15 protein-coding genes and 2 tRNA genes are annotated in these 14,154 nt (G+C 61.2%); 6 read left to right on the top strand and 11 right to left on the bottom strand.

Annotated features, from left to right (window positions below; genetic code table 11):
• Positions 1-397 (top strand): HNH endonuclease signature motif containing protein (locus tag HMPREF3009_RS13165; protein ID WP_198531140.1); only part of this gene is annotated, 397 nt, incomplete at its 5' end.
• Positions 398-510: 113 nt separating this feature from the next.
• Here the strand turns inward: HMPREF3009_RS13165 and HMPREF3009_RS11115 are convergent.
• From HMPREF3009_RS11115 to pgm, 7 genes are all read right to left on the bottom strand, one after another.
• On the bottom strand, positions 511-1,239 hold the full coding sequence (locus HMPREF3009_RS11115; RefSeq protein WP_070681976.1) for a fructosamine kinase family protein: 729 nt from the start codon (positions 1,237-1,239) through the stop codon (positions 511-513).
• A gap of 47 nt (positions 1,240-1,286) precedes the next feature.
• Positions 1,287-1,359: transfer RNA gene (locus HMPREF3009_RS11110), tRNA-Ala, on the bottom strand.
• 22 nt (positions 1,360-1,381) lie between these two features.
• Positions 1,382-1,454 (bottom strand) — tRNA-Ala (locus HMPREF3009_RS11105).
• An 85-nt stretch (positions 1,455-1,539) separates the two neighbouring features.
• Complete coding sequence (locus tag HMPREF3009_RS11100; protein WP_070681973.1) at positions 1,540-2,292, bottom strand: DsbA family protein; 753 nt, start codon at positions 2,290-2,292, stop codon at positions 1,540-1,542.
• Positions 2,293-2,349: 57 nt separating this feature from the next.
• On the bottom strand, positions 2,350-2,817 hold the full coding sequence (locus HMPREF3009_RS11095; protein WP_070516121.1) for a MauE/DoxX family redox-associated membrane protein: 468 nt from the start codon (positions 2,815-2,817) through the stop codon (positions 2,350-2,352).
• A 17-nt stretch (positions 2,818-2,834) separates the two neighbouring features.
• Positions 2,835-3,296 (bottom strand): MauE/DoxX family redox-associated membrane protein, encoded by a 462-nt coding sequence (locus HMPREF3009_RS11090; RefSeq protein ID WP_070681970.1) that lies wholly within the window; start codon positions 3,294-3,296, stop codon positions 2,835-2,837.
• Positions 3,297-3,302: 6 nt separating this feature from the next.
• Complete coding sequence (gene pgm, locus HMPREF3009_RS11085; protein ID WP_070681967.1) at positions 3,303-4,925, bottom strand: phosphoglucomutase (alpha-D-glucose-1,6-bisphosphate-dependent); 1,623 nt, start codon at positions 4,923-4,925, stop codon at positions 3,303-3,305.
• A gap of 83 nt (positions 4,926-5,008) precedes the next feature.
• Here pgm and HMPREF3009_RS11080 point away from each other — a divergent pair, with 83 nt between their 5' ends.
• Both HMPREF3009_RS11080 and HMPREF3009_RS11075 read left to right on the top strand, forming a co-directional pair.
• Positions 5,009-5,326 (top strand): fluoride efflux transporter family protein, encoded by a 318-nt coding sequence (locus tag HMPREF3009_RS11080; RefSeq protein ID WP_070681964.1) that lies wholly within the window; start codon positions 5,009-5,011, stop codon positions 5,324-5,326.
• Positions 5,323-5,682: a fluoride efflux transporter FluC gene (locus tag HMPREF3009_RS11075; protein WP_070681961.1), complete on the top strand. Its 360-nt coding sequence runs from the start codon at positions 5,323-5,325 to the stop codon at positions 5,680-5,682. Before HMPREF3009_RS11080 ends, HMPREF3009_RS11075 begins: the two co-directional genes overlap by 4 nt.
• A 37-nt stretch (positions 5,683-5,719) precedes the next feature.
• On the opposite strand, the gene HMPREF3009_RS11070 is transcribed toward HMPREF3009_RS11075, so the two are convergent.
• Both HMPREF3009_RS11070 and HMPREF3009_RS11065 read right to left on the bottom strand, forming a co-directional pair.
• A complete protein-coding gene (locus tag HMPREF3009_RS11070) occupies positions 5,720-8,266 on the bottom strand; it encodes an ABC transporter permease (protein ID WP_070681958.1) in 2,547 nt (848 codons plus the stop codon).
• 3 nt (positions 8,267-8,269) lie between these two features.
• Positions 8,270-9,010, bottom strand: coding sequence for an ABC transporter ATP-binding protein (locus HMPREF3009_RS11065; RefSeq protein WP_070547170.1), 741 nt, complete (start codon positions 9,008-9,010; stop codon positions 8,270-8,272).
• Between the two features lie 93 nt (positions 9,011-9,103).
• On the opposite strand from HMPREF3009_RS11065, the gene HMPREF3009_RS11060 reads away from it, so the two are divergent.
• Together HMPREF3009_RS11060 and crtI are read left to right on the top strand one after the other, a co-directional pair.
• Positions 9,104-9,952 (top strand): phytoene/squalene synthase family protein, encoded by an 849-nt coding sequence (locus HMPREF3009_RS11060; RefSeq protein ID WP_070547169.1) that lies wholly within the window; start codon positions 9,104-9,106, stop codon positions 9,950-9,952.
• A 2-nt stretch (positions 9,953-9,954) separates the two neighbouring features.
• The gene (gene crtI / locus HMPREF3009_RS11055; RefSeq protein ID WP_070681955.1) at positions 9,955-11,466 is read left to right on the top strand and encodes a phytoene desaturase family protein; all 1,512 of its coding nucleotides are present in this window, start codon (positions 9,955-9,957) and stop codon (positions 11,464-11,466) included.
• On the opposite strand, the gene HMPREF3009_RS11050 is transcribed toward crtI, so the two are convergent.
• Complete coding sequence (locus HMPREF3009_RS11050; RefSeq protein WP_230308862.1) at positions 11,467-12,369, bottom strand: DUF2262 domain-containing protein; 903 nt, start codon at positions 12,367-12,369, stop codon at positions 11,467-11,469.
• Between the two features lie 85 nt (positions 12,370-12,454).
• Here HMPREF3009_RS11050 and mgtE point away from each other — a divergent pair, with 85 nt between their 5' ends.
• Complete coding sequence (mgtE, locus tag HMPREF3009_RS11045) at positions 12,455-13,819, top strand: magnesium transporter (RefSeq protein ID WP_070681949.1); 1,365 nt, start codon at positions 12,455-12,457, stop codon at positions 13,817-13,819.
• A 56-nt stretch (positions 13,820-13,875) separates the two neighbouring features.
• On the opposite strand, the gene HMPREF3009_RS13850 is transcribed toward mgtE, so the two are convergent.
• A partial coding sequence (locus HMPREF3009_RS13850; protein ID WP_232761118.1) for a hypothetical protein occupies positions 13,876-14,154 on the bottom strand: 279 nt, incomplete at its 5' end.

The raw sequence follows: 14,154 nt of genomic DNA, 5'->3' as shown, positions 1-14,154 counted from the left end.
TGTTGAAGGACCCATCAACACCTGGCGGCTCGAGCGTGGGGCAAACTTCAAGCAACGCCTCACCCTGCACGCTGAATTCCACACCTGCTCCAGACCAGGCTGCAATAAACCAGCTGATTACTGCCAAATCCATCACCTCATTCCTTGGCAGGCTGGTGGCTACACCAACATCAAGAACTTGACGTTCTTGTGTGCTTATCACAACGGTATTAACGATGATGACCCTTTAAAACCCACCGGGCGTGGCTACATGTACCGCTTGAACACCGGCGTGGCCTTCATCCCACCGTGGGGTACCCCGATAACCGCGATGCCGGAATACCAAGAAGCACTAGCCAGACTCACCGCCGAAAAAGCAGCAGGCCAACCCCCGGACCCGCCACCCGACAGCAGCTAACACCCACATCACCTTGAAGCGCAGAAAGGACACCACCAACACACCCCGACACCCGCCGACCACAACAAGGTGCGCGGGTATATCGGCGATCCCAGGTACCTAAAGCCACATCGTCAGGCTCTCCGCACTGCCTCAAGCGTGGCTCGTGCGGCTCGCTCAAGCGGGGCATAGTACGCCGGGCCATGCGTCAACGCGTGGACAGACAACGGGTGCAGCTGATGCATCGGCACCCACTGGTGATACTCCTCCCCCACTCCATAACCCCGCAGAATCTCGTCATAGAACGGCGTCCCGAACAACTCCAGCATGGCCAAGTCCGTCCACGGATGCCCACCGTGCGCAGCAGGATCAATCATGACCGCAGTATCCTCTTGGAACAGCACATTGCCCGCCCACAAATCACCGTGAATGCGCGCCGGCGCAACATCCCAATCGACCGCCGCGATGGCATCAGCCGCCGCAAACGCGCTCTCGCTCACCTCTTCCGGCAGACCCCCGAGAAAGGGCTTAATACGCTGCTCCGCGTAAAATTCACCCCACCGCTCGCACGGCTCGCAGGGCTGCTCCACCCGTCCAATAAAGTTGGCGCCCTCCCACCCCACAGGTGGCGCACCGAAAGCAGGAGCTCCCGCTTGATGCACTCGGTGCAACGCCTCACCAAATGCCCGCGCAGCGGCGGCACTCGGGCGCGACTCCCTCACACGCCTCGTGCTTATCGACGTCCCCGTAACCCCCACGACCTCAGCCACCACTCGCTCATCCGCCTGAGCCAACCACCTCAGCCCGGCAGCCTCCGCACCAGCCTGATCGGGAGAAGAAACCGTCTTTGAAAAAACATCCATGCCCCCAGCATAGAAAAAGCCGCCTCCAGAAAGAAGGCGGCCAGCGGTGGAGCTAACGGGATTCGAACCCGTGACCCCCACACTGCCAGTGTGGTGCGCTACCAACTGCGCCATAGCCCCAAGGCGGTATTGAATTATGAAGTGGAGCTAACGGGATTCGAACCCGTGACCCCCACACTGCCAGTGTGGTGCGCTACCAACTGCGCCATAGCCCCTCATACGAGGTGCAACCTTCACGATTGCAACTCGTATCAATATATCCGCTCCCCATTCACTCACCAAATCGCGAGTTGGGACGCCTTATTTAGTGACGATGTCAACCCATTCCATGATGGACGTGTTCTGGTCTTCCGGAATGTCCTTGCCATCCTTGATGATTCGCGGCGAGGAAACCTGGCCGGTTTCGCTCTCCAGCTTTTCGTAGTTCGAGGTCACCAGTGGGTTTCCTTCACCAACCGGGGCTTCTTCAATGGCCTTTACCGTGGCATCATCTGCGCCCAGTTCCTTCGCGGCAGCAGCGAAGTCTTCCATCTCCCACTTGTTGTACACCTTGGACTGATTCTCCATGAGGTACTTACGCAGGTTCCAGTAGAGCTTGGCATCACCGGTCTTTGCTACCTGCTCCATCGCAGCTGCCGCCTTGGAGGAGTGACCCGTGTTGGACTTGATGCTCTCCAAGCCGTTTGGGCTGCCGTCAAGGAAGTTGAGGGTGCGCACGTGCACGACGAGCTCGCCCGCATCAATCGCATCCTTCATCTGCTCGTCGGTTTCCTTCGCCAGGTCACCACAGTGCGGGCAGGAGTAGTCCTCGTACAGGTCTACTTCGGTTGCGTCCTTTGCGGCATCCGCAGACTTGAGGGTTACCGCATTGTCCGCGAGGGAAATCTCCAGGGAGACATCCTCGGCGGTGTAGTCCCCCAGCGCATCGGTCTGTGCGCCTCGTCCTTGATAGACGATGTAGCCGATGACCACGGCAATAATAACCAGCAGAACAGCGAGGCCCCAGACGAATCCACTATTGCCTTTGGAGTTGGGGTCTTTGACTGTACTCATTAAACAACCTTGCCTTTATGACTTAAGTTCGAACAGATGAAAGCCTACACACCGCTGTTAAGGGTGCAATGCAAACTTGGTGAAAGGACGCTTGATCGTCCACACCATTAAGACAGAATAGAAGACATCTCGCAGAAGTGTCATCATGTAATTCATCACTTGCGCGTCTTCATCAGGGCTCACGGAGAAGCAACCGCAATCAATTCCAAGTCCCCGCGCCCACGCCTGCGCGATGCCGATCATGAACAGCACCAGAACTATTTGCCCAACCCACGCCGATGGTCGCAAAAACAGCCCCAGCAAAAGCAGCAGGCCGCCACAGATCTCCAGCGGGCCAATCAGGTAGGACAAGTAGTGCGACCACTCAGGGGTAAAGATTTCATATGCCTTGATGCTTTGCGACACCGCGAGCTGATCCGTCAGCTTCGACGCCCCCGCCTTGATCCACACATAGGCCATATAGAATCGCGCGAATGCACTAATGATGTCGAGCACGAGTGGTGCGCTGATTTTGGTTTTGGTCACGGAGTTAGCCTAACAATCTACGGGTGAAGGGCATAGCGGCGGTAGGGGCGCCGGATGGTCCAGACAGTGAGGGCGAGGAAGAAAGCGTCGCGAAGCAGCGTCAGTGCGTAGTTCATGCCCTGACTTACGTCGGCAGGGTCGTAGCCAAAACACCCGCAATCAATGACGAGCCCCCGCGCCCACGCCTGCGCGATGCCCACCATGAACAGCACCACAACCATCGCAGCGACTGCCGACGCCTCCCGCAAGAACAGCCCCAACAACAGCAGCACCCCACCCATGAGTTCTAGGGGCCCGATGAGGTAGGCCAAGTATCCGGACCACTCCGGGGTAAAGATGCCATAGGCCTCGATGGCCTGGGTCATCTCCATCCGGGCATCCAGTTTCTGTATGCCGGCGATAATCCACACGGCAGCCATTCCATAGCGTGCAAGCGCGCTGATGAGGTCAGGCACCGATATGGATTGGGGAAATGTCATAAACCACTAGCCTAGACCTCCGAGAACCTGTGACACCAGCGCCTGTGCTTCTTCCTGCACCTGCTTGAGGTGTTCTTCGCCACGGAAGCTCTCAGCATAAATCTTGTACTTATCCTCCGTGCCGGACGGGCGCGCGGCAAACCACGCGTTCTCCGTCGTCACCTTGAGGCCCCCGATCGCCGCGCCGTTGCCCGGTGCCTCGGTGAGCTTGGCGACGATCTCCTCGCCCGCCAGCTCCGTAGCCGTCACCTGCTCCGGGGAGAGCTTCTTCAGGATGGCCTTCTGCTCGCGGGTAGCCGGGGCGTCGGTGCGCGCATAGGCCGGCGCACCATATTCCTCCGCCAGCTCCGCGTAGCGCTGCGACGGGGTCTTGCCCGTCACCGCCAGGATCTCCGCGGCCAGCAAGTCCAAGATGATGCCGTCCTTGTCGGTGGACCACACCGTACCGTCGAAGCGCAGGAAGGAAGCACCGGCGGATTCTTCGCCGCCGAAGCCGAGGGAGCCGTCGACAAGCCCCGGCACAAACCACTTGAAGCCCACCGGCACCTCCACGAGCTCCCGGCCCAGGCTGGCCACGACGCGGTCGATCATGGAAGAGGACACCAAGGTCTTACCCACGCCCGCATTTCCCCACTGGGGGCGGTGGCTAAACAGGTACTCGATGGCCACAGCCAGGTAGTGGTTCGGGTTCATCAGCCCAGCGTCCGGCGTAACAATGCCGTGGCGGTCCGCATCAGCGTCGTTGCCCGTGGCCAGGTCGTACTTGGAACGGCTATCCACCAACGAAGCCATGGCGTCCGGGGAGGAGCAGTCCATGCGGATCTTGCCGTCGGTATCCAGCGTCATGAAGCGGAAGGTGCCGTCGACGTCGGGGTTCACCACGGTCATGTTCAGCTCGTAGTGCTCAGCGATGGCCGCCCAGTAGTCCACCGAGGCGCCGCCCATCGGGTCCGCGCCGATGCGCATGCCGGCGTCCTTGATAGCCGCCATGTCCACGACGTTGGCCAAATCGGACACATAGGAGTCGAGGTAATTGTGCTTGACGCAGCGCGCATCGAGCACGCCGTCAACCGGCACGCGCTTCACACCGTCGAGCCCGGCGCGCAGGTAGTCGTTGGCCTTTGCTGCAATCCAGTCGGTGGCATCGGTATCCGCCGGACCGCCCGTTGGCGGGTTGTACTTGAATCCACCATCACGCGGCGGGTTGTGGGAGGGGGTAATCACGATGCCGTCGGTGCCCGGGTTGGTCAGGATGGCGTGGGAGACGGCCGGGGTCGGGGTGTAGCGGCCGCGGTCATCCACCCGAACCTCCAGTTCATTGGCAAGGAGGACCTCGAGGGCGGAGACCATGGCGGGTTCGGACAGGGCGTGGGTATCACGGCCGATGAAGATGGCGCCCGTGGTGCCCTGCTCGGCGCGGTAGTCCACGATGGCCTGGGTGATGGCCAGGATGTGGGCCTCATTGAAGGCGGTGTCCAAGGCGGAGCCGCGGTGCCCAGAGGTGCCGAAGGAAACCTGCTGGTCAGGGTTATCGGCGTCGGGGGTGCGGGTGTAATACGCGGTAACCAACTCCGCGATATCGATGAGATCCGAAGGCTGGGCTAGTTGGCCGGCGCGCTCGTGTGCCATGGTGGTTTCCTCCTTGGGGATGTGGATGTACCTTAAGCTTGCCTGCTTCACGACGTTTTCGCATCCCAACTAGGATGGTGCCTATGCCACAGATCCTTCTTGTGGGCTGCGGGACCGCGCTCGGGGCGCTGGCCCGCTTTGGCCTTTCTTCACTTCTCGGGGGCGGCGCGCTGCCGCTGTTGCTCATCAACGTTGTTGGCAGCGCTGTCATGGGCTATGCCAAACCGCCCGCGTTCTGGGGCACGGGTTTCTTGGGTGGGTTCACCAGCTTTGCCGCGTTTGCGTATCTCACTTCAGGTTTCGGGCCGGCGCAGGCGGGGGCCTACGTGCTGGCGACGGTCGTCGGCTGCACCGGGGCCTACCTCATGGGTGACCGCCTGCAGGATCGGAGGCGCGCATGATGCTCTTCATCTTGACTGTGCTCGCCGGAGGTTTTGTGGGCGGTTGCGGGCGCTTCCTGCTAGCCCGCGTTCTGCCCTCCCCCACGTGTACCTTCGCCGCCAACCTCATCGGCTCTGCGGTGGCCGGCGTGGCCTATGGCTACGCCACGCACGCGCACACCCCCGAGTTCTTCCTCCCCTTGCTCGCGGCCGGCGTGGCGGGCGGGCTATCGACATGGTCCACGTTGGCCAAAGAGCTCGGTGACATGATTAAGGCCAAGCGCTGGTGGCGCTTGGCGCGGTATCTCTTCTGGACGGTGGGCCTGGGCATCGTCCTGGCGTGGCGCGGGGCGTGGGTCGGCTCGCTTTTGGCCTAGCCTTCTCACCGCACTCCGCGTCTAAGCGCGCGAAGTGTTAGTCGGCGATGGCGTCCAACGGCGGGGTCTTTGCCGCGCGGTGGGCCGGCCACAGGGCCGCCAGCACACCGACGATGCCGGAGCCGACGAGCATGACGACGAGCATCATCCACGGCACCGTCGTGGAGTCGAGGCCCTCGTCCGCAAGCACGGAGATGAAGGACCACCCCATCCCCAGCCCCATGAGGATGCCCATGAGCGCACCGAAGAGAGCAATTTGTACCGATTCCACGGTGATCATCGTGCGAATCTGGCGGCGCTGGGTGCCCACCGCGCGCAGCATACCGATCTCTTGGCGTCGTTCAATCACGCCCAAGGTGAGGGTATTGACGATGCCCAGGATCGCGATGACCACAGCCAACGCCAGCAGCGCGTAAAGGATGGTGAGCATCTGGTCAATCATGCCGGCGGCTTCGCCTGCGTATTCCTCGCCGGTGCGCACCTGCACCACGACGAGGTCCTTGACGGCCTCCTCCAGGTTGGCGCGCAGCTTTTCCTTGTCATAGCCTTCCTCCGCGTTCACGGAGACCACCATGACGTTGAGGCTAGTCGGGTCGACGACCTCCGTTGCCGCGGAGGCGGAGACAGCTAAGCGCGGGAGCATCTGGAAGGGCTCATACGTGCCGAGGAGCTTCACCTGCGTGGTACGAGACAGATCCGGGCCCGCCAGCTCATAACTCTGGCCGACCTCCCAGCCCTGCTCTGCAGCCAGGTCGGCTTCGGCGATGAAGCCCGGCTCCTCGCCCGTCTTCAACGATCCTTCCACCAGGGTGAAGTTAAGGACGTCATCGGCGTTGCCATCGATGACCTGGCTGACCTTCATCTCCGGGCCATAGTTCATCGAAGCCTGACCATCCACCTGCAGGGGTGCTGTGCTCATCGACACGACCTGTCCGACGCCCTCAGTATCGCTGGCGCGCTGCACGGTCTCGTTCGGGGTCGGAAAGTTTCCAGACGTCGGGCCGGACAGCAAGAAGTCCGCGCGGGCGTCCTGCTCGACGGTGTCGGCCACCGAGGCCTTCATCGTCGCACCCAACATGCCGATCGAGGTCACCAGCGCCACGCCCAGCATGAGAGCGAATGCGGTCGCCGCGGTACGGCGCGGGTTGCGCGCCGAGTTCGTCGAGGCTAGCTTGCCCACCGCACCAAAGGGCGCACCAATCACGCGGCCAATCGCCGGAACGATGGGCAGGGAGATGGCCGGTCCAGCCAGGAAGAAGCCAAGGATCAGGTTGAGCGCGCCAAGACCCACGAGGGAGGCACGGATGCCCGTGGAGGCGTCGATAAGCACGCCGAGGACCGCGAAGATAATGCCCGCGACAAGCAACAGTCCACCCAGCACGCTGCGCACGAGGAGCGAAGAACCGGCAGCAGACTCGGTGGTGCGCATGGCTTCCACCGGCTTTACCGCACCCGCGCGGCGCGCCGGCGCCCACGCGGACACGATGGTGACCACCGCGCCCAAGAGCAGCGGCACGACTACTGCACTGACGCTCAGGCCCAGACCGCCGCCCATGGGCATGTCTTTAGCTTCAAAGACTGCCTTGATGATCGCGACGAGACCCATACCTGCCACCACGCCGACGGCTGAGCCGACGAGCCCCACGATGAAGGCCTCCGTCACCACCGAGCGCGTAATCTGGCCGCGGGATGCGCCGAGCGCGCGCAGCAGCGCGAACTCCTTGGTGCGCTGGGCCACGATCATGGAGAAGGTATTCGCGATGATAAACGTGCCCACCAGCAGCGCGATGAGGCCAAAGGCGATGAGGAAGTAGTTGACGAATTTCAGAGCAGAGGAAATCTGATCCGACAGCTCATCGGCCAGCTTCTGGCCGGATTCCGCCTCGACCTCGAAGGTGTTGTTGAGGTGCTCCACGAGCGCATCGGCATCGACGCCGTCGGCCGCAGCGACCTTCAGCTGGGAAGAGTCTCCATAGCGCTCAACGAAGGCCTCGTGCTCCATGAGCAAAGTCAGACTGGGGCCCTGGTCCACCACAGGCTTGACGACGCCCACGACCTTCACCTCATCGCGCTGGTCCGGGTGCACGACGAGGAGGGTATCGCCGACGTGAATGCCGAACTTCTCGGCTGCGGAATCGTTGATGAGGACTTCGCCGGTCCCGTGGGGCTCGGAGCCGTCGACAAGCGTGGCGGGCTCACCGACGGATTGATCCTCCGGGTAGTAGGGCTGCACGCTGGAGGTGCCGCCGCCGGTTTGAAAGGCCTCGGCATCCTTGTTGGCAACCACGACGGTCTGGCTGCTTTGCATGTTGACTGCGCGCACGTCGGGGTCGGCGGCGATGTCATCGCGCATCTTCTGGTCGAGGATTGGGCCGCCTTCCTTCTGGCTCACGGCCGCATCCACACCGGTAAATGCGGTAGACACCGCAGAGTCGAAGGTGTTCGACAGCGAGTTGGTGAACATGAAGGAACCCGAGATAAACGCGGTACCCAGCACCACCGCCAGCAGGGTCAGGGCAAGGCGCAGCTTATGCGCGAGAATATTGCGCACGGAGACCGTGCGCATGGTGTTCTTTGTGGCCATGCTCTAGCCCTCGATTTCTGCCATCACGGCGTGGATGGACTCCATGGTCGGATTCATGAGCTCATTAACCAGGCGGCCATCGGCGAGGAAGACCACGCGGTCGGCGTACGAGGCGGCCTTGGCGTCGTGCGTAACGATAACCACGGTCTGCCCATCCTTGTCCACGGCGGTGCGCAAAATGTCGAGCACCTCGGCGGAGGAGTTCGAATCCAGGTTGCCGGTGGGCTCATCACCGAAGATGATCTCCGGACGGGAAACCAGGGCGCGCGCACACGCCACGCGCTGCTGCTGGCCGCCGGAGAGCTCGGCTGGGCGGTGGGACAGGCGGTGGGACAGACCAAGACGCGTGGTGACCTCATCAAACCACGCCTTATCGACCTTGTTGCCAGCGATATCGGTAGGCAGCGTGATGTTCTCTGCCGCGGTCAACGTGGGCACCAGGTTGAAGGACTGAAAGATGAAACCCAAGCGGTCGCGGCGCAGGGCGGTAATGTCTTTATCGCTGAGCTGCGACATATCGGTGTCACCGATGAAAGCCGAGCCGGACGTCGCCGAATCGAGGCCCGCCATAGTGTGCATGAGGGTGGATTTGCCGGAGCCCGACGGGCCCATGATGGCGGTAAAGGTATTGCGCGCGAACTCAACGTCGACGTGGTCCAACGCGGTGACTGCGGTATCTCCCTGACCGTATTGTTTGAACAGGTCAACGGCGCGTGCCGCGGCAGTCGTCGTTGGGGTGGTCATGGACGTGTTCTCCTTATAGATGGGGAAAGTAACGTCACTACCCTATCTTGCCCTGGGTAAGTTATGTGACGCGTGTGGTCTAAAATATGCTCCATGCGCGCATCCCTTTCCGCTCTAGAGCATTACGACCGTTGTGCCGAAGCAGCCGCGGCTCAGGTCATGCGCCACTACTCCACCAGTTTTTCCCTGGCCACGCGGCTTCTCTCACCCAGGGTGCGCGTGGATATCCGTAACTTATACGCCATGGTGCGCACGGCCGATGAGATCGTCGACGCGGGGCTTGCTCCCCAGGACGCCGCCGTGCTTCTCGACGCCTACGAGGCCACCGTCCGCGCCGCCCCCTCCCAGCGTTTTCACGCCGACCCCGTGGTGCACGCGTATGCGCTCTCCGCGCGGCGCTGCGGATTCCAGGACGAGCACATCGCAGAGTTCTTTGCTTCCATGCGCTGCGATCTGACCCAGAGCACGCACACACACGACTCCTTCGAGAATTACGTGTCCGGCTCCGCGGAAGTCATTGGGCTCTTGTGTTTGGATGCCTTCTACGCCGGTCAGGCGCGACCGGCCGGCATCGAGGAAGGCGCGCGGCGCTTGGGCGCGGCGTTTCAGAAGATCAACTTCTTGCGCGATCTGCGCGAGGACTCCGCAGACCTCGGCCGCTCGTATTTTCCAGCGCTGCCCGATCCCACTGGCTTGGACGAGGAGAGGAAGGCTGCCATCATCGCTGATATTCGCGAGGACCTGTCTGTAGCGCAGGGTGCCATCGAGTTGCTGCCGCGCGGCTCCCGCATGGGCGTGGCGGCGGCTACCGCCCTCTTTACTGAGCTCACCGACCAGCTCGAGGCAACCCCCGCCGTCGAGATCCTCACGACAAGGGTGTCGGTATCACCAGCGCGTAAGGCCTTCCTCGTGAGCCGGGCAGCTGCATCGGCGGTGAAATAAACATGGGCAAGCGGGTTGTCGTCATCGGCGCTGGCATCGCGGGGCTTGCCACCGCGGCGTTGATGCTGCGGGAGGGCTGGGACGTGGTCGTCGTCGAGAAGCAGCGTAGCGTCGGCGGGCGGGCGGGAGTCCTAGAAGTCGACGGCTTCCGTTTCGATACGGGGCCTTCGTGGTATCTCATGCCGGAGGCTTTTGATGAATTTTTCCGGGCCTGTGGGACGAGCACCGAGCGTGAGCTGGACCTCGTCCCCCTCTCGCCTGCGTATCGCGTGTACAACGAGGACGGCGCGGCCCTAGATATAGAGACGGGCGTGGATAACGTAGCAGAGCTTTTTGAATCCTTGGAGCCGGGCGCTGGCGACAAGGTGCGCGCGTATCTCACCAGGGCCTCCGACGTATACGCCATTGCGCTGCGCAACTTCTTGTACACCACGTTCTCCCACCCCACGCAGCTTCTCAGTAAAGACGTCCTCACCCGGTTGGGCACGCTCGCGCTGCTGCTGACTCGTTCGCTAGATGCGCTGGTGGCCGCCCAGTTTAAGGATTACCGCCTGCGCCAGGTGCTGACATACCCCGCGGTGTTTCTCTCCACCGAACCGCAGGCCGCGCCGGCACTGTACTCTTTGATGAGCCACACGGACTTGGTGGAGGGCGTGCGCTACCCCTTAGGGGGCTTCGCAGCCGTTGTCGACGCTATCGCGCGGCAGGCAGCGGGCGCCACCTTCGAGCTTGGCACGGCGGTGGTAGCCATCAACCACGCGCACGGGCGCGCGACGGGCGTCACGCTTGACGACGGCCGCACGATCCCCGCCGACGCCATCGTCTCCGCCGCTGACTTACACCACACAGAAACCGCTCTGCTTCCGAAGGAACTGCAAACGTATTCGGAACGCTACTTTTCCCACCGTGACCCTGGCCTGGGAACTGTCTTAGTCTTCCTCGGCGTGAAGGGGGCCCTTCCGCAGCTGGCACACCATACACTGCTATTCAGCACAGACTGGACCCCCGATTTTAGGGCCGTCTACCACGGCCCTGAGCCGTTGCGGCCACTGGGAGCTTCTGAGTCTATCTACATATCCAAGACATCCGCGACGGATTCCGGCGTGGCTCCGGAAGGCTACGAGAATCTTTTCATCCTCGTCCCCGTTCCGGCAGAAGAATCCTACGGCCATGGCGATGCCTACGGCGCTGCGGAATCTCCCCGCGTGGGCGCCATCGCCCGCGCCGCCGTAGCGCAGCTGGGGGCTTGGATAGGGATTGAGGACCTGGAGAAGAGGGTCGTCGTCAAGCGCACGCTCGGCCCCGCCGACTTTGCCGAGCAGTACAATTCCTGGTCCGGCGGCGCCGTGGGCCCTGCACATACGCTGCGCCAGTCCGCATTTTTTCGAGGCCGGAACCAATCCCGTAAGCTGCCCAACCTGTACTACGCCGGTGGCACCACGGTGCCGGGTGTAGGCGTGCCGATGTGCCTGATTTCAGCCCACAACGTCCTCACGCGGATGCGCGAACAGTAACTAAGCGTCGAGCTCAAGGGATGCAGGCGTACCGTTGCGTCTTATCTTCACTGTTACGGGATGACCACCAAAAAGATAGCCATCATCAAACTCCACGCTGAGATTCCCACGTTGGGGAACCTCGACGGCAACGGGAGTGAGTTTGGCGTATACGTCGCTGGCAGTGAGTTCCGGCGCTGGGACGCTGTTGCCCTCGGACAAGGCGACGTCGTGGCGCCAACGGTTGGCGGCTCGGAGGGCCTTTGCAGCAGCAAAGCGCTGGGCCTCATCGAGTAACTCGGAACTGAGCACCTTGTTGATCACGGTGAGGGGTGCCTCGAATTTTCGCTTGAGATTCGTACTCTCCGCGAGAAGAAGCTCCTCCCCTTCATACACGATGCTGATATCAACTCCGAGTTCTTCTGCCCTGCCTTCGAATGTATTTGTACAGCGGTCGAGCACTAACGGACCGAATGCGGAATCAAGCTCTACCGGAACGTCAATCCGGGCAAGGAGCTGCTCCATGGCTGCATCGGCCACATCTGGAAGAATCTCCCAGATATCGACATAGTGTTCCTTACTCCTCTCGTGGTAGTGGTGGCTACCCCGAGCATGAAATACCCTGAAAGGCTCAAGTTCTGAAATTTCACGCGGATCCCACAGTGTCTTTCCTGCGACTGTCTGGAAGAGCTGCGGATAGCGCACGGCGACGTCACCAGTAATCAGCTCTCCTTCTGGCAGCAACTTTAAAGCGACTCCAGGCAAGCTCATGAGTTGAATGTGCGTTTTGTCCTCAGCATAAGGGTCATCGCTCACCGACTTCTCCGGCGTGTCTGCCACGACGAAGAGAAACTCTGCCTCTTCGAAGCTCAGTAGCGTTTTAACAACATCATTGCCCGAAAATTCACGGTAGAGGGAAAGCATGCCGCAATAGTACATCTGCGTAAAGGCCGTGCAGCGCTGCATAGCGTAGTCTGAGGAGGTTGACGTCGAGTGGAAAGGCGAAGCGATGGCAGAAACTACTGAGCAGGCCAGCGAGACCGTAGAGGCATGGCTGAAGCAAGAAGACGCTATCGATCCTAAAAAGGCCCCTCGTCTCCAGGAGCTCTTAGCCCGCGTTCCCCGTCAAGACCTCATCGCGATTGTGGAGCGGCAAAATGCTCTCCGCGCTGCGCTAGCCCTCCGCCTGCTGCCGCGGGAAAAGTCCATCGCAGTCTTCGACGCACTCGATGCAAAGCACCAAGCGGACATCATTGATGAGCTGGGCAACGCCGATGTCTACGAGTTTTTCGACGAGTTGGACCCCGAAGACCGAGTGGCGCTCTTGGATGAGCTGCCCGCGGAGATTGCGGATCGCCTCCTCCGTTCACTGACCCAGACTCAACGCGACGTGACCGGAGTGATCCTTGGATACACGAAGGGCTCCGTCGGGCGTCGTATGTCGCCAGAGGTGCCCGACATTCACCCGGAAATGAGCATGGAAGATGCCCTGTACACGCTCCGGGATACGGCCGATGAACTGGAGACCATCTATACCGTTCCGGTGACGCGCAAGGACCGGCGTCTGGTGGGCGTCGTCAGCCTGCGCGAACTCTTCACGGCTGAGCGCGGTGTACTCATTGAGGACATCATGAACGAGCCGGTATATGCATACGCGACTGCCGACGCCGAGGAGACCGTGCGGTGGTTCTTGCCCCTCGATATGCTAGCTCTGCCAATTGTGGATGATTCACACCGCCTCGTCGGTCTTCTTACGTGGGACGATGCCACGGACATCATGGAAGAAGCGGACAGCGAGGACTCTGCTCGTTCCGGTGGTACGGAAGCGCTCCAGCAGCCTTACTTGTCGACGCCGTTGCTCAAGCTCGTTCGCTCCCGCATTCTCTGGCTGCTCGTGCTCGCTGTGTCAGCTCTGCTGACCGTGCGGGTTCTCGATTCCTTCGAGGACACCTTAGCCAAGGCGGTTGTACTGTCGCTGTTCATCCCTCTCCTCACCGGCACGGGCGGTAATACTGGAAACCAGGCAGCGACTACTGTGACCCGCGCGCTCGCGCTTGGCGACGTCCGAACGCGCGACCTCCTTTCTGTAATGTGGCGCGAGCTGCGCGTCGGAATGCTGCTCGGCGCCGTACTGGGACTGGCTGGTCTCGTCTTGGCGACGGTGATCTACGGCCTCGATATCGGTATCGTGATCGGCTCCACCCTGTTTCTTATCTGCTCAATGTCAGCGACAGTTGGCGGCCTCATGCCGATTGTGGCAAAGACGGTTGGCGCGGATCCCGCTGTCTTTTCTAACCCGTTCATTTCCACGTTTTGTGACGCGACGGGCTTGATTATCTACTTCTTCATCGCAAAGTCCGTGTTGGGCATCTAGCCCGATAGAAACTGCCGCGCTCCGTCGCGCAGCCCGCCGATATTCTTGTGCCCGCACTAGAGCCGCACTATCTTCGGCGCGCGGCTGAAAAGCTGTGCATACACCTGCATGACGCTTGCGCCACTTGCTACACGGTTACCCCTCTCCTCTACCGGGCTGAACACCATCGATTTCTGCATCCAACTGTCCACCACAAAAAGTGTCGCTGCGACCTCTATTGCCGCCTTCACGAACAAACCCGAACCATAGGAGCACAAGGTGCGCTTTGCTTTCTGCAAGCGTCCTGAAGTCATCAGCGAAGCAGTTGGACCTGACCCCTGTTTGGTAGACACCTG

This window comes from Corynebacterium sp. HMSC034H07, from assembly GCF_001815175.1.
Lineage (GTDB): Bacteria > Actinomycetota > Actinomycetes > Mycobacteriales > Mycobacteriaceae > Corynebacterium > Corynebacterium hiratae.
The sequence above is the reverse complement of the archived record's forward strand: the minus strand, read 5'-3'. Positions and strand labels throughout refer to the sequence as shown.